The sequence below is a fragment of the Bradyrhizobium roseum genome (assembly GCF_030413175.1).
In the GTDB taxonomy this organism is placed as follows: Bacteria; Pseudomonadota; Alphaproteobacteria; order Rhizobiales; family Xanthobacteraceae; genus Bradyrhizobium; species Bradyrhizobium roseum.
In genome coordinates this window covers 3383423-3407110 of record NZ_CP129212.1, presented here as the reverse complement: position 1 = coordinate 3407110, position 23688 = coordinate 3383423, and the positions used below count along the sequence as shown (strand labels likewise).

The window sequence follows — 23688 nt, the reverse complement described above, 5'->3', positions numbered from 1 at the left end:
TCGCGGCGTTCATCGCTGCGCTGAAGTACGGCCTCATGCAGGCGCTCGATGTGTGGGGATTCGGCCCGTTCGCGGTGATCTGCCTCAGCATCACCGGCTGCGCTATTGCCGGTGCTTTCGCATACGATCATTTAGAAGCGCGCTCGCGGCGATCGACGCTGCGAGAGCTGAACGATCGCCCACCGTCGATGCGATAGCGCTGTTCTCATTGCGCCGCTCCAGGGCGTTTAGGATCGCTTGGTAGTGCGCATCGCGCTGCGCGCCCTGCGTTGTCAACACCCGCGCCACCTCGCCGTAGGATTTGGTCGGATCGGTCCGCAGCATCGCGTTGGCGATCGCCGCCACCGCCTTCTTGGCTGCGGTCGCCACCAGACCGGTAGAAGTCGCGCCAGAATGAATCATCGGCCCATCGCCGGCGTTGGTCGGTTTCATCGCCTCGCGGGCGGATCTGCGGATCTCGGTCTGCGAATTCTCGACCACCTTGGTGTGGGTGTCGCGGAATTTGAGGTTGCGCTCCACGGTATCCATCAGCTGGCGGGCCGCATCGTCGCCGTGTACCGTCGCGATCTTTTCCGTGTTCCAGCCGCCCTCGCCCTGCAACTCGGCGCGTAGCGCCTGCAGGTCGTTGGCCTTGGTCCCGAGCTTGCGGTCGATCTCGCCGCGGCTGCCCTTCGCGAATGCGATCCGCGTGCCGACGTCGCGCTGCTCGTGCTCATCGCGGAAGCGCGCCGGCGACGGCGTGGTCCTGCCTTCGCCGAGGTAGCCGGTGCCCTCTTTCACTGCCTCGGCGCGCCGTGCCAGCCGCTCCGAAACCCGGTTGGCACGCGCGTAGCCGTCGACCTGGTTCTCGAGCGCCTGGTTGAGGTCATGCCGGAAGCGCTTCAACTGGGCCTGCTGATTACGCAGGGCGCCGGCCTGGATGCCCAGGCCCGGCGCATCGTGCTCGATCACGTTGTCGAGTTCCTGCTTGACCTTGTGCAGCACCTCGGCCCGGTCCTGGTTGACGCGAATGCGATCGAACGCTGGCTGGCCGTTGGCATCGAGCGCCTGGCGCCCCGGAGCGAACGGATCCGGGCGCGGCCGGAGCTGCTCGCGCGTCAGCATCTGCTGCAGATGTTCCAGCGCGCGCCGTTCGGCGCCGCCGTGTGGCGCGCTGATGATCGCGTCCTCGAGCTCGACCATCAGCGGCGCGGTCCGGACCGGCTGCGCAGCGCGCAGCACCCGCGGATAGTTCTGCGAATCGACATGGGAGCGGTAGTCGATGATATTGCGCGTCGCCGTCGCCGGATCTTCCGCCGGGCCCAACGCGCGCTCGACGTCATCCATAATTCGGGAATTCGTGCCGGTGTCGCGACCCTTGAGCGCATTGGTCGCCACCGTGCGCCCTTCGTCGGACAGCAATGCCGCGCCCTGCGTCTTGCCCAACATCGTCGGTCCCGAGTCGGCCAGCATGGCGTCGAGCCCGAGCCGCTGAAGCTCGGCTTTCACGGCCGCCGGCGTGTCGGCTTCCATGGCGTTCACCAGATGTTTGCTCGCGCCCCGCGACATGCCCTCGGCGCGGCCGCGGATTGCGTTGGCGATCAGGTTGTAGCCGGATCCGACCACCTTGGCCGCGCCGGGAATGGCTGCGCCAAGCGTGCCGCCGACAAGGCCACCGACCGCGGTGTCCTTTGCGGTCTGTGCGACATCGGTCCAGTCCTTCGAAGAGAATCCGCCCTGCAGACCGCCGATGCCGCCGCCCGCAAGCGCCGCATAGAGCGTCTTGGCGCCGAGCGAGACGCCCTTGCCGGCTGCGGCGATCGCACCGACCGGCGACATCGCGCCGCCGACGATTTCCGCCGCCGGCGCCGCGATCGGATGCTCCTTCTGAAACCGCTCGGTTTCGGCCTGCTCCCGTTTCAGGAGTCCGCCATAACCGCTCTCCTCTCCGGTCACCAGCCCGCTGAGTTTCGGCCGGCCCTCGCCAATGATCGCGCCCATCCCGGCGCGTGCACGGTCGCCGAGGCCGAGCAGAATGCCGTTCTCGAGGATCCGCGTCGGCGCATGCACGGCGTCGCGAATCGCGCGCACCGTATCGCTGAAACTACCGTCGGCGGACGGCGCTGCTGCTGCGATCGGCTCGGTCGGCGCCGCGGCCGCGGCCTGCGCCAGCAGCGGCGGCGCGGCCGGCGCCCGAGGCGCCAGCGACTTCGCGATCTCTTCGACGGTCGCATTCTGCTCGTCTGGCGACAACTTCAGGAAGCTGTCGTCGACGGTGACCTTGCGCCCTTCGATGTTGAGCGTGGCCACTATTCAACGCTCCACTTGACGCCGGTTTTGGTCGCGCCGGCGGGCGGCGGCGGGGCGGCCAGGTCCGGCACCTTCACGCCGAACAGCGCGCGCTCGCGCTTGTGCTTTTCGGGATCCGGATAGACCGCGTCGAGCTGTTCCTGGTGTTCCTGAAGGCGTGCGACCGCGGCGCGCTCCATGATGTTGAGCAGCCGCTTGATCGAGCCGGCCTCGAGCGTGATCGATCCGCCAGCGGCCTTCTCTGCGAATTCGCGGTCGCTGTTGGAAATGTTCGTCGTGCCCACCGTGCTCTTGAGCATCGCGGCGACCTGCGGCGCGATCGCCGCGCGAAACGTTTCGGTATTCTCGGCCGCCTTCGGATCGGTGATGCCGAACGCGGCACCCGCTTTCGACAGCAACAGCTTGGTGTCGGCACCGGCGCCGGTGATGGCGCCGCCGGCTGAATCGAGCGCCGCGCGGGCATCGCGCAGCGCGACGAGACCCGTCGCCGCCGACTTCGCCAGCTTGGCGCGCTCGTCGAAGGCATCAAAGATCTGCTTGTCCGAACCGCCGCCTACATTGACCGTGGTCCCGGGCCCGGTGCCGATCGCCTTCGGTCCGTTCTTGGTCATCGCCACCGCCATACCGTCAGGAATGCCGTAGGCGCGGCGCTCCTCGGCCGTGATCGGACGCGACGCCTCCTCCGGCTTTTCACTCTTCAGCTCGAGCTTTCGCTCGCCCGTGAGCCCATTGACGTTCCAGACGTTGCCGGCGGCGTCCGTCTCCTGGGTGAATTTTTCCTTCGGCTTCATCGCCGCGGCCAGCATGGTCATCCCGAGGCTGCGGGTGCGGTCGGAGACGTAAGGCGAAGATACCGCCTGCACGATCGCCGGGTTCATCCCGGCCGCGACCGTCGCGACGCCCGGGTTGGCGGGCCCGGCGGGCGCCGCGGCCGGCACCGAGGCGGACTGCTTGGGCATCGCCGCCGCCACCGTCGCCACGCCGGAAGCCGGCTTCTCGTAGATCCCGGCGTCCTCCGCCTCCTTGTCGCCCCACACCCTGGCGCTCGGAAGCACCGCCGAACGGCTTACGGGAGTCACTGGTGCGTCCGGACCGGACGGCACCGAAGCCGCGGGCGGCATCGGCGACGCAACGGGCGGCGCAGGGCTGGCGGCCGGCGCGGCATTTGAAGCCGACCCTCCGCCGGCGCCCGCCAGCATCGCTGCGATGATCTGCCGCTCGGCGGTCGCGTTGGCGGCTTCGGCCTTGTCGGCCTCGCGGGCGTCAAGCCCACCGAGCAGGCCCTGCGCGATGCGTGCGGCGCCCTGCCAGGCCGATCGGATCGGCGAATAGTCGCCGCCTTGCGCGATCATCGCCTCGGCGACCTTGCGGCGCGCGGCGATCTGGCCGGGCGTCAGCTGCTCGCCCGCGGCACCCCAGACGAACGGTGAGTTGCTTTCCGCCATCAGCGCAGCCCCAACATGCGGTAATCGACCATCCTGAAACCGCTCGGGTGCACGGCGACCGCTTCAGGCATGACCGCCTCGACCTCGTCGGCCATGACGCCCTGCTCGCGCCGGCCGAAGATCGAATATTCGTAGAACGGCAGGCCATGCGGCGTGGTGCCGATCCGGACGATGTCGGACTTGAGGCGACGGTCGGACATCGCCATCAGGCCAGGGCCGTATTTCATGCCAGCCGAGCCGAGCGTGCCGGCCAGGCCGAACATGCCACCCATCATGGCGTTCTGCTGGCCGACCTGAGCGTTGTACTGCTGGTTGGCCGCATTGTAGTTGTTGTTGACCAGCCCGGTGTAGTCGACGCCGGCGACGTTGGTCTGCGGCGTGGCGGCGAAGTTCGGCTGCGAGACCTGCGAGCCGCTCAACAGCGCACTGATCTCGTTAATCGGCTGGTTGCGCTCGGCGAGCGCCTCCGAGACGCCCTGCGAGCGGCCGGTCAGCGCCAGCTGGTTATAGGCATCGTTGCGGCCCTGCTGGAAATTGGTCATCTCGGCGTTCCAGGCCTGCGAGCCCGGCTGGATGCCCTGGTTGGTCAGGCGGGTCCGCAGCGCGTCCTCGTCGCGGGCAAAGCGCGGATCGAGCCGCGCCGAAGCCAGCTTGTTGATCTTGTCCTCGGCCGCGGTGTCGAGATTGACGTTGGTGCCGAGCAGCGAGCCGATTTTCGCCGACTGGTCGACGCCGATCTGCCCGAGGTTGGTCTTGGTCTTGTTGGCGAGGTCGAACAGCGCCTGCTCGGTCGGCGACAGCGTCTGCGTCGCCTGGAACTTCGGCACGGTATAGGTCTTGCCGTCGGCGCCGGTGAAGGTCGACGAGCCGGTCTGATCGTATTTGAGCGTGCCGTAGGGCGTGACCTGGTCGGTCTGGTTCAACAGCTGCGAGGTGATCGCAGTGTTGGCGTTCATGTCGCCCTGGGCTTTGGCGGTGGCGACCGGATCCGGCGCTGGCGGCGGCGAAGGCGTGTCCATCAGATCTTCCAATCCTCTTTCAGGATGCCGAGCACGATACCGTGTCGGCCCCGGCCGAAGTGGTTGCGTTTCCTGCCTTCGGTCTGAGCGCCAAGCCGCTTTGCATAATCGACGACGCTATCCTGCTCGGTCGTGATCGACATCCGCAGACAGCCAAGCTGCTGGAACACGTAAGCGCCGACGGCGCGGATGAAGCGGCGGGTAAAGCCGTGGCCGGCGACCGTCACCGCGATGTCGTTCTGGGTGAAGCAGTTGAACACCACGCCGCCGATGATCTCGTCATCGCGCGCGATACCCATCGCCGTGAACGGCGGGTAGATGATCGTGTTGCAGCGCTCGCCGACAAACCGCGCCACGCTGTCGTCGATCAGAATGACATCGGTCACGAAACGATATCGCCCTGGTCATAGGTCATGTCGACCTGCACCAGCTCGACCTTCGGCGACACGATCGAGCCGGACGTGATCTGCACCGCCGGCGCGATCGAATAGCCGGCGCCGCCGACCGACTGCCAATCCTTGAACACAGAAAGCTCGATGGTGCCGCCCCACAGGCTGACGCCCCAGGTGCCGGTGCCCCAGACGCTGCCGGTCGGCAGGCCGGCGTCGTCGGGCGCCGTCGGCAGGCTGAGCACGTAATCGGCCTGCAGCGACAGCTGCGGAAGGATATGCGCTACGCTGCGGATCACCGCCCGCATCAGGAGACAGGTCTTCAGGGAAGCCGCGGCCTTCAGGGGATCGAACAGCCAGACGCAGGTCGACGTGTAGGGCATGCCCTGGTCGGCACCAGTGACCTCGGCCTCGATAATCTTGCCGCCGGTCGAGCCGAAGAACATCCGGTCACCGAACAGCTGCAGGCAGCGGCCGTTCCACCCGATCGCCCTGCCCCAGCTTCCGGTGCGGGCGTTGGTGGCGAACATCACCGGCCGCTCGCCGGCGCTGCTCTCGGCGGGTGCGACCAGCACCAGCTGCTTGGTCGGCCACACCGCGCAGCTCCAGCCCGACGAAATGCGGTCGGCGACGGCGTCGTTCCAGCCTTCCTCGATCTTGTAGGAGATCGCGATCGGCGACAGCGCCGCGAAATCGCGCTGCACGGCCTGCGACAGCGGAACCAGACCGATATTGGTCGCGATCGCGAGGTCGCCACCGGCGCTAATCAGCGCGTTGGGCCCGAGCGGCTTGCCGATCCGGTAGACGCCGACCTTGGAAAAGGTCGAGGCCGAAGCCGGATCCGTGCCCTGGTAGATGGCGGCTTCGCCTTCGGTGGTGACGAACACGCATAGCTCGGTCAGGCCGCTACCGCTCTCGATCGACCAGGTCGCCCCGAACAGCAGCGCGCCGCCGAGCTTGAACACGCCGCCGAGCGGGAACACCACCGCGACGCCGCCGATCGCGTCGGCCGGCAGGTACCAAGCGTTGAGCGTATCCTTCTGGATGAAGAACAGGCGCTTTTGGTGCACCCAGACATTCGACAGTGTCGACGGCGTCAGGCCCGAGCCGGTGATCGCCGGCGAGGTCGACCAGCTGGCGCCGTCATAGACCTGAGGCGGGTCGGCGCCGTTCACCGCGCGGATGAAGACGCCGCCGGAGGTGGCGAACTGCACCGCCGACCAGGCGCCGCCGGTCTGGCTGCCAACCGCCGCGGACGCGATCGCGCCGCCTGATGTCGCGTCGTAGATCGCATTCGAGGTCGCGCCGAACAGCTTCTTGTTGTTGCCGTTGACGTAGGCGAACATCGCGACGACGTCGCGGCTGCCGTCGCCGAGCGTGGCAAACACCTGCGAGCCGCCGCGCATGCGCACAGCCGTGGTGGTCGGAAACCAGTTGTCGAGGATGTAGGCGCCGTTGACCTTGCTGCCGTCGGGCAATCGCGCGCCGGGCGTTGCGAGCGCCGCGTTCTTGATCCAGCCGCCCACCGGCGCCGGGAACGTGGCGGGCTTGGCGGTCTTCGGCGTCGGCGCCGAGATCGCGGCAGGTTTTCGGAGCTGCGCGGGGCGGCGCATCAGGGCACGATCGTCCCGGGATAGGCCATGGACGCCTCGGTCGGCACCCGCTGCCGGCCGGCCACCAAAGGCGGCCGCGGCCGGTCCTTGGTGACCTCTTCGGCGAGCGCAATCTCGTAGTTGGTGAGATCCTCGGAATATTCCATCCGCTTCAGCGATCGCCAGCGCCACATCAGCGCCAGCTTGAGCAGGCGCTCCGACAGCACGAACGCGTCGCCGTCGGCCGTGAAACTCGCCTTGCTGCCGGCCGCGCCGTCCGACGTCGCGACCAGCTTGTTCGAAATGTAGTAGTAGCGCGCGTTCTCGCTCGCCGGCATCGGCGGGAAGATCTGCAGCTGGCCGCCCAGCATGATCCACACGCCGGGGGTGCCGGAAATATTGGTGTCCTGCAGATAGATCCACTCGTCCTCGTCACGTGCCTGGCGGTAGTTCGCATTGCGCCAGGTCGAGGAGTGAATCACCGGCTTCTTGAGCATGCGGCCGTAGTCGGTCGGCAGATTGAACGCGATTGCGACCCCGTTGCCCGGTTCGGTCTTGAGGATCTTCAGCTTCTGCCAGTCGTGATATTCCGCGATCGCCAGCGCCGCCTCGTTGGCCAGCACGCCGAGCTCGAGCCCAAACGGGTCGGACCCGAACAGGCTGCCGGGCTTGCGGCCCAGCAGCAATTGTCCGGCGGCTTGCGCGGCGGCGAGAACGGTCATGCCGCGGCCAGGTTGCCCAGCTCGGCCGCGCGAGCCAGCAGCGATGCTCGGCCGGCATTGTGCGCCGGCGCCTTGCCGGACTTCGCCTTGATGTGCTCGCGCAGCTCGTCGTCGCTGAGATCGTCGAGCGGCCGATCGAGGCCGGAAGCCTTGGCCGCCAGCGCCGCGTTGACCTGGTCGGCGAGTTTCACCAGCGCCGGATGGTTGAGGCCCTCCGCCGGCGTCTTGCCGGTGGTCTCGACCAGCCAGTTGCGGATGTCTTCCGGCTCCATGATGAAGAACGGCGACTGGTCGTCGGCCGCAGCGGCAGCGGCCGGGATCGCCATGGTCTCGCCCGCCGGCGCGCCGGAGATCCTCGCCTCGAGCGCGGCCAGGCGCGCCTTCAGATCGGCATTCTCGGCCGCGATCGCGGTGACGTCGGCGGTACCGGCCGCCGTGTCGAGATAGGCCTGCGCCTGTTCCTTCAGCGCGCGGCCGCCCAGGCCCAGCATCTTCAGCGCGTTGCCGTCGATCACGGCCAGCGCTTCAGCGGTGTGGATGTTGATCGCCTTGAGCTCGAGGCGCTTGCCCTGGGTGATGAACGGCAGCTCGGAAAGCGGCGTGCCCGAAGCGAACTGCGCCTCGCCGTTCATGAAGGCGCGGTACTGGTCCGGGAATGCCAGCGCGTAGGTCAGCGGCGTACGCTCGCCGCTTTCGGGATCGTCATGCCAGCGGAAAATCTCGTGGGCGGGAAACACGCCGACGGTCTGCTTGTTCGCGGAAAACTTGAGCGTGCAGACCGGCACGTCGTTGTAGATCGGTCGGCCAGCCGTCTTGCTGGCGGCGTCATCCTTGATCGACAAATTCGAGAACGTGGCGACCGTCAGGTTATCGGTCGCGAGCTTTTCAATCCTGGGCATGGTGGATCTCCTCCGTCTGAGGGAATGCAAAGGGGAAATGGAAGGGTGGCCGCCGCGGCCAGGGGCACAGCCGCGGCGGCCGCTCGGTTAGCCGTTGCCGTTCAGCGCGGGCCGATCGAGCATGGCGTAGGCGAAGCCCGCCGCCGGCGTGCCGTCGGCGGTCTTGAAGCGCGCGCCGTCGACCTTGTCGCCGGCGACCACGGCGTCATCGACGGTGCCGGGGGTTGCGGTCGCGTAGAGCGCACCGTTCGCCGCCACGGTGCCCGCCTTGACCCTGGCCAGGCCCGTGATCTGGTACCAGCCGAACTGGCTGGCGACGTTGGCGCTCATGGCGAACGCGCATGGGCCGCGATCGCCGGCCACCGCCCGCTTGGTGGTGCCGGCGTTGTGGTCGTAGATCACCATCTCGCTGACCGCGGTCGACGCCAGGCCTTGCAGGTAGATGAATTCGCCGACGCCGAGCACGGGGTCGACCGCCTTGATGATGTCGCCGATCTTCCAGGGAGCGGAGCGGCCGGCTCCGGTGAATGCGGGAAGCGTCTGGTCGATCGGCGGCATGCCGATCGCGTGGGACATGGGTACAAAGGCCATGAGGCCCTCCTTCGTTTGGATGTGAGGCAGCGCAAGGCGGCCGCGCGTACGCGGCTGCCAGAGGCTGTCGGGTTAAGGCTGGATGGAGGGGCCGATCAGGCCGCCGGGTTGCTGTCGTAGAGCTTCCAGTTGAACAGCGGGTTTTCCATGGTCAGTTCGCCCATGAGCCCGATGTACTGCACGACCGCGTCCTGGTTGATCGGCATCATGGAAGAGCCGATCTTCGAGAAGTTGCGCTCGGGATGGTAGCGCATGCGCAAGCTGTCGGTGTCGAGACCGTAGGTCGCGTTGTCCGGCATGTTGGAGCCGATGCCGCCGTCCTGGACGATCTCGGCCGTGCGTCCGCCGCCAAAGTACTTCAGCGTCTGGAAGCCGAGCTTGCCGAGCTGGGTCTCGTCGTTGATGCGCTGGATCGCCACCGTGGCCGCGTCGTACGCCTCATAATGCTGGCGCGAGCACAACAGCAGATCGGCGCCGCGCTTGTTGCGGGAGCGCTGCGTCATGATGCGGTTGAACATCGGGCGCACCGTGGTCGCGGTAACCTGCGTGCCGATGTCGGGCGCGAAGGTATGCGCATCGAACGATGACGTCCGCCAGATCGCATTCGACGCGCGATCGATACCGCCATAGGTGCCGGTATTGGTGATCGTCGGAATCGCGAGCTGCAAACCGCCGAGTTCCTTGCCACCGAAGCCCGAACCGTTGGAGTGAATCGAGGCGTCGGTGACGTCCTCGAGCTCCATTTCGGCCGCCTTGATATGCGACTTCATGACGTTCTTGAGCTGCGCGGTGCCCTGGTTGTTGAGGATTTCCTCGTTCGACATCACGACGGCCACCGCGAGCATCTTCGGGGTGAATTCGGCGTCGTTGAACAGCTCGGCCGGGCGCGGGTTGAGGAAGTCGAACCCGTTGTACCAGACCGCGGAGCCGGTCTTGTTGTAGAGCAGCGTCTGACGGATGCGGGGACCGGAATAGGTCTCCCACAGGCCTTTGCGCTTCAGCACCGCCAGGGCGGCGTTGGAGTTTGAGACCAGGTCCTGGTAGCCCGCGGAGCGATCCTCGAGCGCGAGAGACAGGATCTCCTGGTTCTTCTCGACTGCGGTAAGGGGCATCATGCCCTCCTGATGGAAAAGACTCAGCCCGCCGCGGCGAACGCGGCGTCGATGGCTTCGTCGATGGATTTGGAGCGCTTCTTCGCGGCAGGGTTTGAGCCTGGACTTGGAGCACCGGTGATGGACTTCTTGCCCTTGAGGGTCTGAGCCTCGAGGTCGGGATCCGCGGCGGTTGAGGCCGCAGGATCTGGAACAGGATCGGGCGCAGGTTTCGCGCCCTGTTTCGCGAGCACCGCGAGCGCCGGGTGCTTCTGAAACACCCGCGCCTCGGCGTCGTCGAGATCGACCGCCCCGTCCTGCATCTCTGCAGCAACATGCGGGGCGATGATTTCAAAATAATGCTGGCGGCTCTCGGCCCACTTGCCGATGTGCTCCTGTAGCGCGTCTTCGCTCTGCTTCTGGAAATGCTGGGTGACGCCACCGACCTTCTCCTCGAGCTGGGCGATCTTGCCCTTCAGGTCGCGGATCGTGGCGTCGGCCTGGGACTGCGCCTGGTCGGCTGGCTGCTCGAGCACGATGCGCGCGACGTCCTTCAGCGACACGCCGATGTTCTCGCAGACCGCCTCGAGGCCCTTCAGCGGGTTCTGCCGCAGCAACCCTTCCATCTGGGTGTACTTGGTCAGCGCGGTTTTCAGGTCGGTACCGCCGCGCGCCGCCATCTCGTCGAACTCTTTGATCGTCTCGAACTTCGCAGCACTCGCCTTGTGCTTCTCGAGGCCGGCCGTGAGCTCGCGCTCCATCCGCGCCACTTCGGCCCTGAGCGGCTCGGGCGCGGTGTCCCACACCGCCTTCGCGTCCTCGGAAAACCGCGCCGGCGCGGCATGTTTGGGTGCGCTTGGATCAGCCGCGGCCGCCGGCTTCGCAGCGGGATCCGCAACCGCCTGCTTGGCGGCCGGATCGACCGCGGGTTTCGCCGGCGGCGCCGCGGCGGCATCCTTGCCGTCCTTCGCGGCCGCGGGATCCTTCGGCGCGAATTTCCCTGTCTTGTCGTCCCGCACCAGGTCGGCGCCCTTGGCCGGATCCTTGGCTGCCTCTTTGGCGTCCTTGCCCGCCGGCGCGCCCTTGTCCTTCGCGTCAACCTTGGCGGCCGCGCGATCGAGCGCGTCGTCGATCGAGACACCCTTCCCGGCCGGCTGCGGCGCTGGATCGACATTGGCCGGCCCGCCGTCGTTGTTGATCGGGTTCGGCGCCGAGATGGCGTCGTTGCCAACCGGCAGGGCATCGGAAACGGGCGCAGCCGCGGGCGCGGCGCCAGAAGCGTCGGTCATGGGATTTTCCTGTCTGAGAGGGTGCTTGGCGAGAAACCCGCTCGCCGCGGCCGGCTATTTGCCGGGAAACAAATTCCGCTCGCCGCGCTCGACCCGCGCCGCGGCCTTCTCGACGCTTTCGTTCACCGCCTTCTCGTCGATCGGCTTGCGCTTAAACGGCCGCAGCCGCGCCGGATCGTTGCCGACCTCGATGACGCCGGCGGCGCGGTACGTCGCCCGCAACGCCGACTTCGAATCGTAAATCCGGCCGTCGAGCTGCGACTGCACCGGCGCCATGACGTCCGACGCCAGCCGCGGGCACGGCAGGTCCGAGCGAGCCGGCGGCAGCCGCTGGCGCTTCGGAGGCGCTGTGATTTCCCGGGAAAAGTCGATCAATCGGTAATTGTCAGCGTAGGACATGCTAACCTCGAGGAAGTGCAGCTGGAGTTTTGCATGAGCAAGAAAAAACTTCGCACAGTGCATTTCTGCTTCAATGCCGCTGGAAAGGACCGAAGCATTTTCACGGTCCGCGAAAACCAGCGGAACGGCGAGATCACCATCCCGCTCAGAAGCGATCGGCGCTCGCGGTTACCGGGCCTGGGTGGCGTGGCTGGCCTAATGATCGGGCTCGAAGTTCGAGAGCAACATTACTCGGTTCATCCAAGTAAAAATAGTCCACGCGGTATCAACTCCATCCATCACACGGTCGTCTACGAGGACGGCTCGAAGGACGGTAAAAAGGTTGACACCACCCATGTTACCCACGCCGTAAAAAGGAACGACGGCAAATTCGCTTTGCTTTTTGTGCGCAGGTGCTCTGATTTGCGGTCCGATCGCTTTGAGCCCCCTCCGCCAAACGTCGAGCAGGTGAACCTCGGGACAATCGATTGCGATCACTTCACGCCAATCTATTCGGTGCTGGCCACCCACCCCGACAATCGACTGGACTTATCAGGCTTAGACGATTCCAACGCCATCGAGTTGCTGACGGGAAAGGTAAAGCTGATAGTGGTTTGGACGTTCGTGTCGTTGCCATCGCACCACACTTCGCTAACTGGGCACGTCCGAACTGTTAAACCCGCTGACCCGACTGAACCTCTCGATGAAGGCGCGACAACGGAGCAGTTCATCCAGGACTTCCAAGTGGAGCGCGAAAAGCTGGACGCAGAGTTGCGACAGTTTCATTTGAGCAATCTTGATGTCGTCCACGGATCTCCGCTGCTCATCCCCACGCGTCGATTTTTCAAGGACGGCAGCGCTCCAACTGCAGAATCCAGGCAGTATATGGACCATTTGGCCTTCAGGATCATCGAGGTGCCGGGCTTTCCAACTGATTAGGACCGCTGGGCGGGCTCGCGGCCGGGGCCATTGGCTTCTGTAGAAAGCGGGTATCTGGTGCTAGATCCTACCGCTGATTGCGCCTACCTTCGGTTGTCAAGACCTAGATGGAAACGGCAACTTCGGATAGCGTTGCTGGATGCTGAAAGCTTTAAAGGCATTCGTACCCCCAGCGACCCGTCAAGCGGTTGGCCGAGCGATGCGAAACGCAAAGCGCTCGCCGCGCCCTTCATTCGGCACCGACTTCATCACTGAAGTCCGGTCTCGCCTACACCTATCTCCCCGCGTCATCTTCGACGTCGGAGCGCACATCGGCATGACCGCGCTGGAATTCTCCGACGCGTTCCCCGAGGCGAAGATCTATGCGTTCGAGCCTAGCACCGAAAACTTTCACCGGATGAGGGCTAACCTGGTCGGAACCTCCAACGTCCAATTCGTCCAGCTAGGGATAGCCGACAGCAACTCGTCCGCGTCACTGTCGATGGATCCCGCCCACCCATCGATGGCCAGCGTGGCGCATACCGCGCCCGGCGGTACGACCGAGGCCATCGATCTCGTGACGCTGGACGACTATTGCCGCCAAAACGCCATCGCAAGAATCGACATCATGAAGATCGATACCGAGGGCTACGAGATGCAGGCCCTTCGCGGAGCGACCAGGCTGCTTACGGCAGGCGCCATTGGCGTGATCAAGGCCGAGGTCGCACTTGATCCGGACAGCAACTATCACACGTCCCTGTTTGAATTTTCGGACTACCTGCACCGCTTCGGCTATCGACTGTTCGGTTTCTATGATCAGTCAGAGGATACGCTTTCCTCAGGGCCGCGCTTGCGGCGCTTTGATGCCGCGTTCGTACTGAAGAATTCGCGCTGAAGTTATCGGAAGGTCGCCGCCGCCGAACTGTCGTTACAGCCCGGCGCTACCGAGAAAATCGGACTTCCGAACGGTGCCCACAGCAAGATGAACTGTGCCTTATTCGGATTGTCGCTGTCGCTTGCAATGGTCGTGGTCACGGGATTGGCCGCCGTAGGCGTCGAGACGCCGCTCGTGTTCGCCCATGCGCCAGAGGCCAAGCCGCAGGCCGATGCGGCGACCATCAAGTTGCCGCCCGTGTAGCCGGCGGTAAAGGTTCCGTTCGGGTTAGATGCGATGGCACTGACTGGCGTCGTGCTCAGCAATCCGGCTACCGTAGCGACGTAGAACGTCCGGGGAGCTCCACCCGCCCCCGATGTCGTCATCTGGCAGGTGCGGGCATTCGCCCCCGCGTTCAGAGACAGGACGAAAATAGAAACCCTGAACGACGTGGCGTTGGCGATTACGGGGGTTGTCGAGGACACCCCATCACATTGCACCTGCGTGACTGAGCCGCTCTGCTGGGCCACGACGACAATCGCGGTGGTGGCCGCCGTCCCGATTAAGACCGTATGGGCCGGCGGCCCCTCGGTGCAGTTCGTGCAGGCGCCGCTGGCGGTGTATTTGTTGGTGGCGTTGCCCGGATAGGTCGCCGTCCAAGCAGGTGGCGTATAGGACTCCACGTGGGGCCCCAGCGCGTTTTGCGCGTACATCCGGGTGATGGCAGGATTTGCGTCGCCAGCATATCTCGTCGCCGAGAATGGAGCCGGGCCACCACCGATTTCGAGATAGGTGGAAGGAAATGGAGCTCCCGCGGCTTGGCTAGCTGCAATGTGGGCCGCGGTGATGTCCGCAGGGCCCTTCGTCGCGGTACCGGCGTCGTATTGCCAGTTCGCCTTGAAATCAAAAAGCTGGGCAGTCGCAGAGTTGCCCGAGACAGTGACGTAGGTGCCTATCGTGTCGAGATATTCGGAGGCATTCGCCCCCTCGTACTCGTCAAAAGTCAGACCGTAGGATTTGGCCTTGAGGGCATTGCGCAAGAAAATCCCGGGCATGCAGGACACGCCGCAGCTGGCGAAAGATCGCCAATTTCCCGCGGATTGGATCGTGTAGCCAAACGACGGGTTCGACACCGAGGTGCCGTTGATCGTCGCATCTGACATCTGCTCGGCGAAGTAAGAATACTTCGTCGGATAGGTAGCCGGCGTCGAGATATTGAGCGCAATGCTGTCTTCAGCTGCTTTTGGCAGCGCGTTGTCGATACAGAAATTGCCGTTGCCAATAACCCATGGACTAAAGCCGGTTGTGTTGATGTTCAGGGTAAAGACGCCGGCACCGACACCAGATACCGTCCCAGTCAGATTGTTGATTTGCGTCATGCCGGTCGTGGCATAGCAGCGGATCACCTGGCCATTGACGAAGGAGTGGCCGCTGGCGTTCACCGTCGGCGTTGCCGTGCCAGTCTGGATGCCCTGCACCGGCGTGCCATTGTAGGCGCTGTTGCCGGCGTAGGGAGCAACCATGCCCTTGTCGTAGAGTTCCTGCAGACACTTGCGCGGCGCGCAGGCACCGGTTCCAACGCTCTCGTTGGAAATGAAAAACATCGCGCCAGTGAGGGCGTTCTGTAACGACTGCGCAGCGCTTTCAAGTTGACCGCCGAGGACGCCCTTCCAGCGCGATCGATTGGCGGCACCGTAGCCAGCGTAGATTTGATCCATCAGCTGGGCTGATCGATATCCTGCCCATCGCGTAGCCGCGCCATCAGCCAAAAACACAGTACCGCCGGAGGCGTATAACAGTCCGGTGGTGTCGACAGGCACCGTGAAGCTGGCTCCAGTGGCATTGCCAACGATGAACGGCCCCTTCGCATTCGTTCCATCATTGTCGAGCGCGGTCGCAATCGTATTGCCGCCGGGGATGGAGAACGAGATCACGTCTCCGTTAACATACGTGTTCGTCGTGACATTGATCGTCGTCGGATTGCCGGGCGTGATGCTGTTGACCGTCACGGCCTGCTGATACGGAGGGCTCGGGCCAAGCGGTGGCCACGCCTGCCGTCGAGCATAGCGAAAGCAGTTGAAGCCGCCGCCGAAATTCCAAACTTCGTTGCAGTACTCGTACTCGACCACGAGCCCTTGGTTCATGCAGCCGTTGAAGGCATGACCGAGAGAAAGTGCCGCGGCCGTCGTGAACGCATAAGGGAACGTGAAATGAGCGTGCGCGCCCACCTTGTTTGAGACGACGCAAATAGTCTGCGGACCGATACCCATTTTGGGGCCGGCGGCGCCGTTATATCCGCTAGAAAATACCTTGCCCGTGCCGCCGCCGGTGATGCCGTCGGTCGTGCCGTAGGTGGCGAACGTGTATTCGGCGAGTTGAGAGAAGTCCGTGGTGGCGTTGAGATTCGCACCGATCGGATCCATCCAGCGGATTTTGCCTATGCCGTTCTTGCCGGCCGTGCCCCACTGCGCGAGCCAGTCCGGATTGAGCATGCTGGTCGCCAAATCGGCGCTTCGTGCCTGGGTAACATGCTCCGAACGGTAGAACTTTATGTTCCGTGGCGGGTCGCTTCGGTTTGATGCATCGATGACGAAGCACGGTTCGAAATTGCTGGCAGACGTCGCATTGCCGAACGTCACCGTGGCGCAGTTTGCGCCGCAGCTTCCTACTGCTCCGAAGCCAGGAGAGCCTCCCGTTCCGGCGCTTCCGAAATTTGTGAACTTCGTTCCGGCCGTGCTGATGGTCCCCGACCACTCAAGGTTCCAGACCTGCCCAAGCCACCATTTGCCCTGCGGTCCCGAGAAACCGACATTCGGGGGGCCGTATACGCCCGTTGGGCTCGCGCCCGGAACCCCCAGCGGGTCAGTGAATACGCCACGGCAATACGAAGTGACGTCCGACTGAACGGGCACATTGAGTTCGCCGGTCGTCGAATTGAAATAGGGCTGACTAGACGCCCCCAAGGCGTCCCACGCGCCCTTGCCCTGAAGCGTGCCGTTCAGCGAGCTGACGATCTTCTGCTGAGCCCCGGTCTGCCAGTAGTTCAGATCGCGCTTCTGGTTGTAGTAGTACGACGTCGTATTGGTGTTGATCTGCGCGCCGCCGCCGTTGAAGCCGTTGGTAGGCGCGACGCCACGAGGGCGCGCTTCGGCACCGCTGGTGACGAGCAGGCAGGCCAGGAGGATGAGGAGCTTTCGCATTTCTAAAAATTCACCCTACGGCGAGGAAAGGACTTGGATTTGCTGAGCGGGAAAGCGTGACACCTGCGTGTTGTAAGTCCACGTCGTGCCGACGAGACTTGCGTTCCAAGAACCGAACGTGCTGTTGCCCGCAGGCTGGCAGTTCGCGCCATTACAGCTGATATTGTCCAAGCCAAGGGCGTTGCCGGCGACCGAGATGCCAGCTTGCGTCGGCGCGCTGGCCCGCATACTGAAGCCATTGTCGGCTGTAGTGTAGGCCGACATGACATGGGTCGTGTTGTCGCTGTTGACGCAAATCCAGATGTCTCGTCCTGCGGTAGAGCCAGGCCCGAGCTGAATGTTTGCCCCCAAGGCACCGGATTTATTTCCGGTTGTTGCAGTGCTTATGCTGCCGGTGTTGCTGATCAGCGCGGCCGGCACGTTAGATGTCGGGTTGTTGGTGTAGTAGGCGATCTGGACGTTCCCCCCGCCGACGCTCGTCGTGACGTTGAGTCCAACCGTTCCGATCGTGATGGTGGTGGAGAACTGAAACAGCCGGCAGTAAATCTGATTGGCAATGAACGTCGCCCCCCCGGTCATACCCGACGCTGGCGGGGCAAAACTCCAGTTGGACGCTACGTAGCTAAGCGGAACAGTGCCCTTAGCCGTCGTGGCCAGCGTTCCGTTCGTCGTTACGTCGCCCGCAAGATCCCCGTTCGTGATCGACGACGGGCCGGAGAACTTCGAGAGATTGCCATTCGCTGGCGAACCCGTCGTGGTAACCGTGCCGGCACCACCACCGCCGCCAGGCAACCGATGCCATGCGCTGGAGCCGTCCAGATACAGGTCAGTGCTCGCACCGTTGGCTAGCGAAATGTTGCTGCCGCTGCCGTCGATCGTCGTGCTCGAGGGCGACAGCGTGCAGCCAGCGGCGCTCTCGCATTTTACCGTTGTGAAGTAGTTCGCCCCGAAGCCCGTCGGCACCGGTACGGTGATCGTGGTCGCCGAAGCGTTCGTCGTGCGCTTGACCAGGCCGCAGTCGGTACTGAGCAGCGTGTACGTCGTGCCGGAGATGACGCTGTCCTGCGCCGCACCCTGGATCGTGCCCGTCGTCGTGATCGTGCCGCCGGTGACGCCGCATGCGGTGGCGACGGAGGTGACGCCACCGACAAGCGCCTTGACCTGGTTGCCGGTGATCTTCTTGTTGGTACCGCCCTGGACGCCCAGCAGCAGCTCGGAGCCATCGAGTGCGGACGCCGCCGGCAAGTCGCTGAGCTTGCTGTCGGCCGCAACAGCAGGTCCGGACAGCAGGAGCCACGCGGTCGCGAAGGCCGCTAGATAACGTCTCATGATTGACCTCATGGTTCTTGAATGATGCGGCCGACGCCGTCTTCCAAAAGGACCTTCGATCCATCCTCGAGCAGGATGAATGAGTGGGCGGACGCCCCGCCCGTCCCGATCACCGGCAGCCCGCCGGAGGCCACGATCGTCACCGCGAATCCAAACCCGTTCGCCGCGATCTCCACCGGCGTGCCGAAGCCGTTGGCGGCTTCGGTGACCGGCAGCCCGCCACTCGGGACGATGACGACGGGGAAACCCATCAGGCCGGCTCCTTCGGTTGTGCTGCCTGCTGCTTGGCCCTGGCCGCGGCCTCGGTGGCGACGATCGAATTCTCGGTGGCGACCTGCGACTGCTCGATCTTCTTGTCGAGCAGCTGCAGCTCGAGCGCGCCCTTCTTGAGCGTCTGGTCGTCAATCTGTGTTTTGCGGACGCCGTCGGCTTCCATCAGCTCGATCTGCTTGTTGGTCACGGCGATCTTGCCCTCGCGCTCGATGCGCCTGGCCTCGGCCGCGTCCACTTCCTGCTGCTCGGAGATCCTGCGCGCGCTCTCGGCGTCGGCCGCCTTGGTCTGGGCCTCGAGCGACTTCGCCTGGGCCTCGGCCGCCGTCTTCTGCGCGTTGGCCTGGCGCTCGGCGTTATCGGCCTGGGCGGTCTCGGCATCGGTCTTGGCCTTGAGCTGCTTGGCCTCGGCGTCGGCGGCCGCTTTCTGCTGCTCCGGATCCGGCGGCTTCGGCTGGCTGGCGAGCTGCGCCATCTGGTCGGCGAACTCGTCGATCACGCCCTCGAGCTCACGGCCGGCGCGGAAGCGGCTGGCGATGTATTTGAGGAACTGCGCGGCCAGCGGTGCGGCCTGCGGCATGCTCTGCACCAGCGGCAGCGTCTCCTTCATGTAGCCGCCGATCGCGGTGGTGAACTCGGTGGCGCGCTGCTTCTCGGCGTCCTCGTCGGGCTGGATCGTGGAATCGGTCTCGATGTCGAGTGCGAACGGCCGCATCCGCTGGTCGCGCAGCAGCGCCATGATCCTCTCGATTGTCGGCACCTGCTTGAGCTTGTCGAGCTGGGCCTTCAGCTGGTCGACCTGGCCCTTGGCTTGGGCGATCGCCTGGTGGGCGGCCTGCGGGTTCTGCTGCGCCATCGCCTGGGCCTGCGGATCGGCCTTGGCCTGCTCCACCTTCGCCAGGATCGCCCGGATCTGAGCCTCGATCGGCTTGGCCTTGGTCGCGATCGACGCCTCGGTCTCGACGTCCAGCTGGCTCATGTCGAGCAGCGATTGCGCGGAAAAGTTCTCCGCCATGATCTCGCCGGCGATCCGGGTGATGTCGCGCGCGATCCGCACCATCTCGCCCTGGCGATCCCGGATCCGGACCGAGCCGTACTGGCTTTTGAGCTTCTGCGCGCCGAGCGTCTCGCTGGCCTCGGTCTGGCCGCGCATGATGTCGGAGAGACCCGTGATCTGATAGACGTCGTCCATCAGCTCCTTGCGCAGCGCCACGAGCTCCTTGATGGCGTTGACGATCTGGTCGATCGGCAGCCAGACGATCATGTCCTTGACGCCGGCGTTGCCGACCAGGGCCCAGTTCGCGATCGGGATCAGCAGCTGGTTGTCGGTGGTGGCCTTGACGGCCGCCTCGATCGCATCGCCGATGTCGCCGGCGCCCGCGGGATAGAAGCCGCGGACCTTGACCGCGGTCGCGAGCGCGGAGATCCGCGCGGTGAGCTCGTTGATCTCCTCGAGCTGGTCCTTGTAGAAGACCATATCGGGGACCGGGATCAGCGATTCCCGCTGCGTCGTGCCGTAGGCCGGCTTCGGACACGGGAAGAAGCCCTCGAGCTCAAGATGCGGCTTGTCCTCGTCGAGCACGACCTCGACGCCCTCGGTGACCCAGACCACCTTGTCCAGCGACTTCGACCACAGCTCCCAGACGCGGGCCTTCTTCTTGCCGTCGTCGGTCTCGTCGTCCTTGCGAACCTCGTAGGCGGCATTCTTGTAGGCATCGCCGGACGTCTCCCGAAAGCGCTTGCGCATCTTCGAGCGCGGCAAATGCGAGGCGGTTGCGACCCAGTCGACCTCTTTCCAGATCCGCGCCGGATCGTGCAGGAAATCCTTGCGCGCAACCCTGTCGACGCAGACCTTCTGGCAGAGATAACCCTTCTTCTGCTCCGCCTCGTAGCGCAGCCACACCGCGCCGCGGGCCTGGATCACCAGGTCATCGCGCACGGCCATCAGCACGTCATGAATGCTCTCGGTCCGGTAGGTGACGATCGAGGACCGCTCGAGCAGCTCGGCCGCCATCCGCGGCACCGACTTGCGGTCCTTGAACTGCGGCACGACCACTGGCACCGGCGGCCGCGAATAGACCGACGGCTTGAGCACCTCGATGTTGGCCCAGAACAGCTGGAATTCGCGGTCGCGGTTGTCCTTCGAAAGCCGCTCCAGGCTCGCATAGAGCTTGTCGATCGAGTCGGCCTTGTCCTGGTAGTTCCGGAAGATGCGCTCGGCGTCGCCGATCAGGTCCAGCCAGACCTTTGACGACTTCGGCTCCTTGGCCAGCGCCGCCTCCGCCGCGTCGTCGCGGTCCTCGATCAGCTCGTCGACGGCATCGGTCATAAGCGGATCTTGCTCCCCGTCGTGGGCATCGGCGGACCAGGCAGCGGCACCTGGCCGGGCTTGGCGAATGGCTTCTTCTCTTCGGGCGGCTTCCTGATCCAGGGCCGCGACATGCAGGCGTAGCGGGTCTCGTCGGCCGCGTGATCTTCCTGCGTGGTGTCGAGATCTTCCGGCTTCGCCTCGTCGTGCTGCAGCGCCGGGATCGTTCGGATCGAGTGAATGCAGGTGTCGAAGAACACGAGCATCGGCCGCTCGTCTTCGTCGCCCTGCAGGCGGCCGCGCACCTGGCTCCAGCCACCGATCGCGCCGCGGGCCGCGACGCGCGCATTGTCGGCGGGGCGGAAGGTGGCGCCCTTCCCTTCGGCCTTCATGTCCTCGGCGATCGAGGGCCCGCCGTTCTGCGAGAACGCGGCAGGATCCAGCACGCCGTAGGAGATCTCGTCCGCGTAATCCCGCAAGCGAACCCCGATGCCGACCGAGGCGGAGCTCATCCGCAAGCCGACGTCGGGCCGGTATTTGCCCTGCCTGTCCTTGGCGACGCCGTACCACTCGCGGTACTTCACCAGGCAGCCGCGGGGCAGCATGCGGCCATCAGGCGTCAGGAAGTCGTCGCCAACCACCGCGTACCAGCCGAACGCGAACGGCTTGGCGTAACCCCAGTCGCCGGCGCGGAATTTGGTCCATCCCTTCGGAATCGGGAACGGCTTGCAGACGTGCTTGCCGCGGCTGAAGCAGTCGAAGAACGCGCCCTCGATGATGTCCCAGTCGCCGTCGCGCATCGCGCGGACCAGGGCATCCGAACCGAGGCCGGAGAGCCTCGCCTCGTAGCCGGGATCCTGCTCGGTCATCGAGGGGTTGTCCTCGAGCTTCGCAGGAATGTACTGGCGGAGCATGCCGCCCTCGTCGTTGGCCGCGCGATAGACCTTCAACGGCGTCGCGCCGTCGATGAACGTCGCCTTGACGAACTGGTGGCCGATGCCGCCGGGGTTGGCGCCGCAGACGATCCGCGGGAACTTGCCTCTGTACTCCTTCGGCAGCGTGATGCCGACCATGCGCACGCGGTTGCGCAGGAAGCGGTAGATCTTCTCGGTGAAGTGCGTCAGCTCGTCGATCAGCAGCACATGGATCTCAGCGCCCTGGTATTTGAACCGGTGCGCCTCGTCCTTGCAGTGACAGAGATAGATCTTCGAGCCGTTCCAGAACCTGATCTGGTCCTCGATGATGACGCAGAAGCCGCACGCGACCCAACCGGCCAGCATCGCGCGAAAGCCGTTCGGGCCTTCCATGTGGTTCTTGATCAGATCGTCGCGCAGCCGGCGGAACAGATAGACCTGCAGGCCCGGGATCATCGAGCACCACAGCACCGCGGCGACCCGCATCAGATGCGATTTGCCGCCGCCGGCGGCGCCGCCATACAGGATCTCGGTCGCCACCGAGTTGAGCGCTTGCTCCTGTTTGGCGTGGAGATCGAAGTCGAGCTCGGCGCTCTCCGGCTTAAGCGCCGCTGCGCTTTTGGCCATTGATGTTGATCACGGGCACCAGCGCAGCGCCGTCCTTGCCGGTGTGCTCGTGCTTGTGCTTCTCCTCGAACATGCCGAGGTGGCGGCCGATATCGACCAGCGCAGCGCGCTTGTCGTGCAGCTTGAAGGTCACCTTGCGGACGTCGCGCGCATCCTCGCCGCGGCCGTCCTTGAAATCCTCCACCGTGAACGATGCGATCGCCGCGGCCTTGTCGCGCGTCACCCCGGAAAGGTCGATGTACGGCTCGCCGTCATCCGTCACGCGGGCGTAGTCGAGCATGTTGGCAAAGCCGATCTTGGCGAGTTCCTCGATCACCTGCTCCCTGGTGACGGCGGCCTGCTCGACCACTTTCTCCGTCACGCGGGCGTCCAGAAAGCTCAGTCGAGCCGCGAACCCCGCATTCTTGAGCAACCGGCTGAACCCGGTCGACGCCGCAGCGTCGGAAGAATTAGGATAAACAACAAGATAGGATTTGAAGCCAATGCGCTTTGGATCTGCGATGTAAGCCTGCAAAACTGCCTCGTGCTTGGCATTTTTGAGCGGCTTCTCAGCAAAATCAGCAGCGTTTTTAGCAGCTTTGGGCATGCGGATTCGCGGGGTCTGAGCCCACGCTCCCCTCGTCGGCCGTCGATCAGCCGGAAATCGTCTCGCGCAATACGTCCAGGGCGGCCTGCGTTTCAGCCGGCAACGGCGTGTCGTCGATGATCGTGTACGGCACGATCACGATGCGGTCGGGTCCGCGATCGGCGACCGGTCCTTTGTCAGGGATCCGCTGCACCAGGAACGCCACGAGCTCGCCCGCGATCGGCGCCGCACGGCCAGGCTCGCCCATCATGTGATCTTCGACAGCCGTGCGATGCTTCTCGAGCGCGGCGGCGAATTCTTCGGTCGGGCAACCAAGCGCAGAAAGCTTCACTTCGTACATGCGAACCTCGGATCATCTAACAGCGCGTCGACCAAGCCATTGCGGATCACCTTCTCGACGATCGCGGCCGTCAGGCGATCGGGATGCACGCGCCGGCGCTGCGCTTCGCTGGCGAGCTCGATAAACACTGGGTCCGTGATCCAGGCGTGCGTGACGCTGTTCCGTTTTAGGGTTGGCGCGACGGTTGGCGCAGCTGGCTTTGCCTGCATGCGTCCTCGCAATGAAAAAGAGGCCGCCAATCTCTGGCGGCCTCTCCCAGAACGGCCCATTGTATTGTGCTCTCAGAAAGGTTTAGACTGATCATCCATCTACTTAAACGGGAGGAATTAAAATGGCTGTAGGCCCTAACAAGGATCCCGGCGACAAGAACGTCAACCAAAGCAAAGACACCAAGGATCCCAACAAAGACTATTCCAGCAAGGACCCGACGGTTAAAGATATTATTAAGGACGGAGTGGGCGAGCTGGACAAATTGAACCGAGGCGGCAAATAGCCCCTCAACAAATTCAGCACTTTCGTCGAACCCACACTCGCGGCGATCGTGATCGCGCAGGGTGCGGACGTTCTTGCACTCCGTCGCCTCGATTTGAGCGACGTCGTCATAAATTTGGCCCGCAG

General features: G+C 64.6%; 22 protein-coding genes. 3 read left to right on the top strand and 19 right to left on the bottom strand.

Features of this window, described 5'->3' with window-relative positions:
• Window positions 1–102 precede the first annotated feature (102 nt).
• The 11 genes from QUH67_RS16260 to QUH67_RS16210 form a co-directional block, all read right to left on the bottom strand.
• Window positions 103–2289: a hypothetical protein gene (locus QUH67_RS16260; RefSeq protein ID WP_300947674.1), complete on the bottom strand. Its 2187-nt coding sequence runs from the start codon at window positions 2287–2289 to the stop codon at window positions 103–105.
• A complete protein-coding gene (locus QUH67_RS16255) occupies window positions 2289–3734 on the bottom strand; it encodes a hypothetical protein (protein WP_300947673.1) in 1446 nt (481 codons plus the stop codon). Before QUH67_RS16255 ends, QUH67_RS16260 begins: the two co-directional genes overlap by 1 nt.
• Window positions 3734–4753 carry a tail fiber domain-containing protein gene (locus tag QUH67_RS16250; protein ID WP_300947672.1) on the bottom strand — a complete coding sequence of 340 codons (1020 nt, stop codon included), beginning with the start codon at window positions 4751–4753 and terminating at the stop codon, window positions 3734–3736. The genes QUH67_RS16255 and QUH67_RS16250 overlap by 1 nt, the downstream gene beginning before the upstream one ends.
• The gene (locus QUH67_RS16245) at window positions 4753–5139 is read right to left on the bottom strand and encodes a GNAT family N-acetyltransferase (protein WP_300947671.1); all 387 of its coding nucleotides are present in this window, start codon (window positions 5137–5139) and stop codon (window positions 4753–4755) included. The genes QUH67_RS16250 and QUH67_RS16245 overlap by 1 nt, the downstream gene beginning before the upstream one ends.
• On the bottom strand, window positions 5136–6755 hold the full coding sequence (locus QUH67_RS16240; RefSeq protein WP_300947670.1) for a hypothetical protein: 1620 nt from the start codon (window positions 6753–6755) through the stop codon (window positions 5136–5138). The genes QUH67_RS16245 and QUH67_RS16240 overlap by 4 nt, the downstream gene beginning before the upstream one ends.
• On the bottom strand, window positions 6755–7456 hold the full coding sequence (locus QUH67_RS16235; RefSeq protein WP_300947669.1) for a hypothetical protein: 702 nt from the start codon (window positions 7454–7456) through the stop codon (window positions 6755–6757). Before QUH67_RS16235 ends, QUH67_RS16240 begins: the two co-directional genes overlap by 1 nt.
• Entirely contained in the window at window positions 7453–8355 is a 903-nt protein-coding gene (locus tag QUH67_RS16230; RefSeq protein ID WP_300947668.1) for a hypothetical protein, read from the bottom strand. Before QUH67_RS16230 ends, QUH67_RS16235 begins: the two co-directional genes overlap by 4 nt.
• Before the next feature lie 87 nt (window positions 8356–8442).
• Window positions 8443–8946 (bottom strand): hypothetical protein, encoded by a 504-nt coding sequence (locus QUH67_RS16225; RefSeq protein ID WP_300947667.1) that lies wholly within the window; start codon window positions 8944–8946, stop codon window positions 8443–8445.
• A 95-nt stretch (window positions 8947–9041) separates the two neighbouring features.
• Entirely contained in the window at window positions 9042–10058 is a 1017-nt protein-coding gene (locus QUH67_RS16220; RefSeq protein ID WP_300947666.1) for a phage major capsid protein, read from the bottom strand.
• 23 nt (window positions 10059–10081) lie between these two features.
• A complete protein-coding gene (locus tag QUH67_RS16215; protein WP_300947665.1) occupies window positions 10082–11326 on the bottom strand; it encodes a hypothetical protein in 1245 nt (414 codons plus the stop codon).
• 54 nt (window positions 11327–11380) lie between these two features.
• Window positions 11381–11725, bottom strand: coding sequence for a hypothetical protein (locus tag QUH67_RS16210; RefSeq protein WP_300947664.1), 345 nt, complete (start codon window positions 11723–11725; stop codon window positions 11381–11383).
• Between the two features lie 33 nt (window positions 11726–11758).
• On the opposite strand from QUH67_RS16210, the gene QUH67_RS16205 reads away from it, so the two are divergent.
• Both QUH67_RS16205 and QUH67_RS16200 read left to right on the top strand, forming a co-directional pair.
• Window positions 11759–12643, top strand: a complete 885-nt coding sequence (locus QUH67_RS16205) for a hypothetical protein (RefSeq protein ID WP_300947663.1) — start codon at window positions 11759–11761, stop codon at window positions 12641–12643.
• A gap of 139 nt (window positions 12644–12782) precedes the next feature.
• Entirely contained in the window at window positions 12783–13517 is a 735-nt protein-coding gene (locus tag QUH67_RS16200; protein ID WP_320416145.1) for an FkbM family methyltransferase, read from the top strand.
• A gap of 2 nt (window positions 13518–13519) precedes the next feature.
• Here the strand turns inward: QUH67_RS16200 and QUH67_RS16195 are convergent, their stop codons facing one another.
• The 8 genes from QUH67_RS16195 to QUH67_RS16160 are packed head-to-tail and all read right to left on the bottom strand — an operon-like array spanning window position 13520 to window position 23279.
• Entirely contained in the window at window positions 13520–16696 is a 3177-nt protein-coding gene (locus QUH67_RS16195; protein WP_300947662.1) for a hypothetical protein, read from the bottom strand.
• A 15-nt stretch (window positions 16697–16711) separates the two neighbouring features.
• Window positions 16712–18025, bottom strand: coding sequence for a hypothetical protein (locus QUH67_RS16190; RefSeq protein WP_300947661.1), 1314 nt, complete (start codon window positions 18023–18025; stop codon window positions 16712–16714).
• Between the two features lie 8 nt (window positions 18026–18033).
• Window positions 18034–18276, bottom strand: a complete 243-nt coding sequence (locus QUH67_RS16185; RefSeq protein ID WP_300947660.1) for a hypothetical protein — start codon at window positions 18274–18276, stop codon at window positions 18034–18036.
• Window positions 18276–20624, bottom strand: a complete 2349-nt coding sequence (locus tag QUH67_RS16180) for a hypothetical protein (RefSeq protein ID WP_300947659.1) — start codon at window positions 20622–20624, stop codon at window positions 18276–18278. Before QUH67_RS16180 ends, QUH67_RS16185 begins: the two co-directional genes overlap by 1 nt.
• The gene (locus tag QUH67_RS16175; protein ID WP_300947658.1) at window positions 20621–22144 is read right to left on the bottom strand and encodes a terminase family protein; all 1524 of its coding nucleotides are present in this window, start codon (window positions 22142–22144) and stop codon (window positions 20621–20623) included. The genes QUH67_RS16180 and QUH67_RS16175 overlap by 4 nt, the downstream gene beginning before the upstream one ends.
• Window positions 22119–22730: a terminase small subunit gene (locus QUH67_RS16170; RefSeq protein WP_300947657.1), complete on the bottom strand. Its 612-nt coding sequence runs from the start codon at window positions 22728–22730 to the stop codon at window positions 22119–22121. The genes QUH67_RS16175 and QUH67_RS16170 overlap by 26 nt, the downstream gene beginning before the upstream one ends.
• Window positions 22731–22776: 46 nt before the next feature.
• Entirely contained in the window at window positions 22777–23070 is a 294-nt protein-coding gene (locus tag QUH67_RS16165; protein WP_300947656.1) for a hypothetical protein, read from the bottom strand.
• Entirely contained in the window at window positions 23058–23279 is a 222-nt protein-coding gene (locus QUH67_RS16160; RefSeq protein WP_300947655.1) for a hypothetical protein, read from the bottom strand. The genes QUH67_RS16165 and QUH67_RS16160 overlap by 13 nt, the downstream gene beginning before the upstream one ends.
• A 122-nt stretch (window positions 23280–23401) precedes the next feature.
• On the opposite strand from QUH67_RS16160, the gene QUH67_RS16155 reads away from it, so the two are divergent.
• Entirely contained in the window at window positions 23402–23563 is a 162-nt protein-coding gene (locus QUH67_RS16155; protein WP_300947654.1) for a hypothetical protein, read from the top strand.
• Window positions 23564–23688 lie beyond the last annotated feature (125 nt).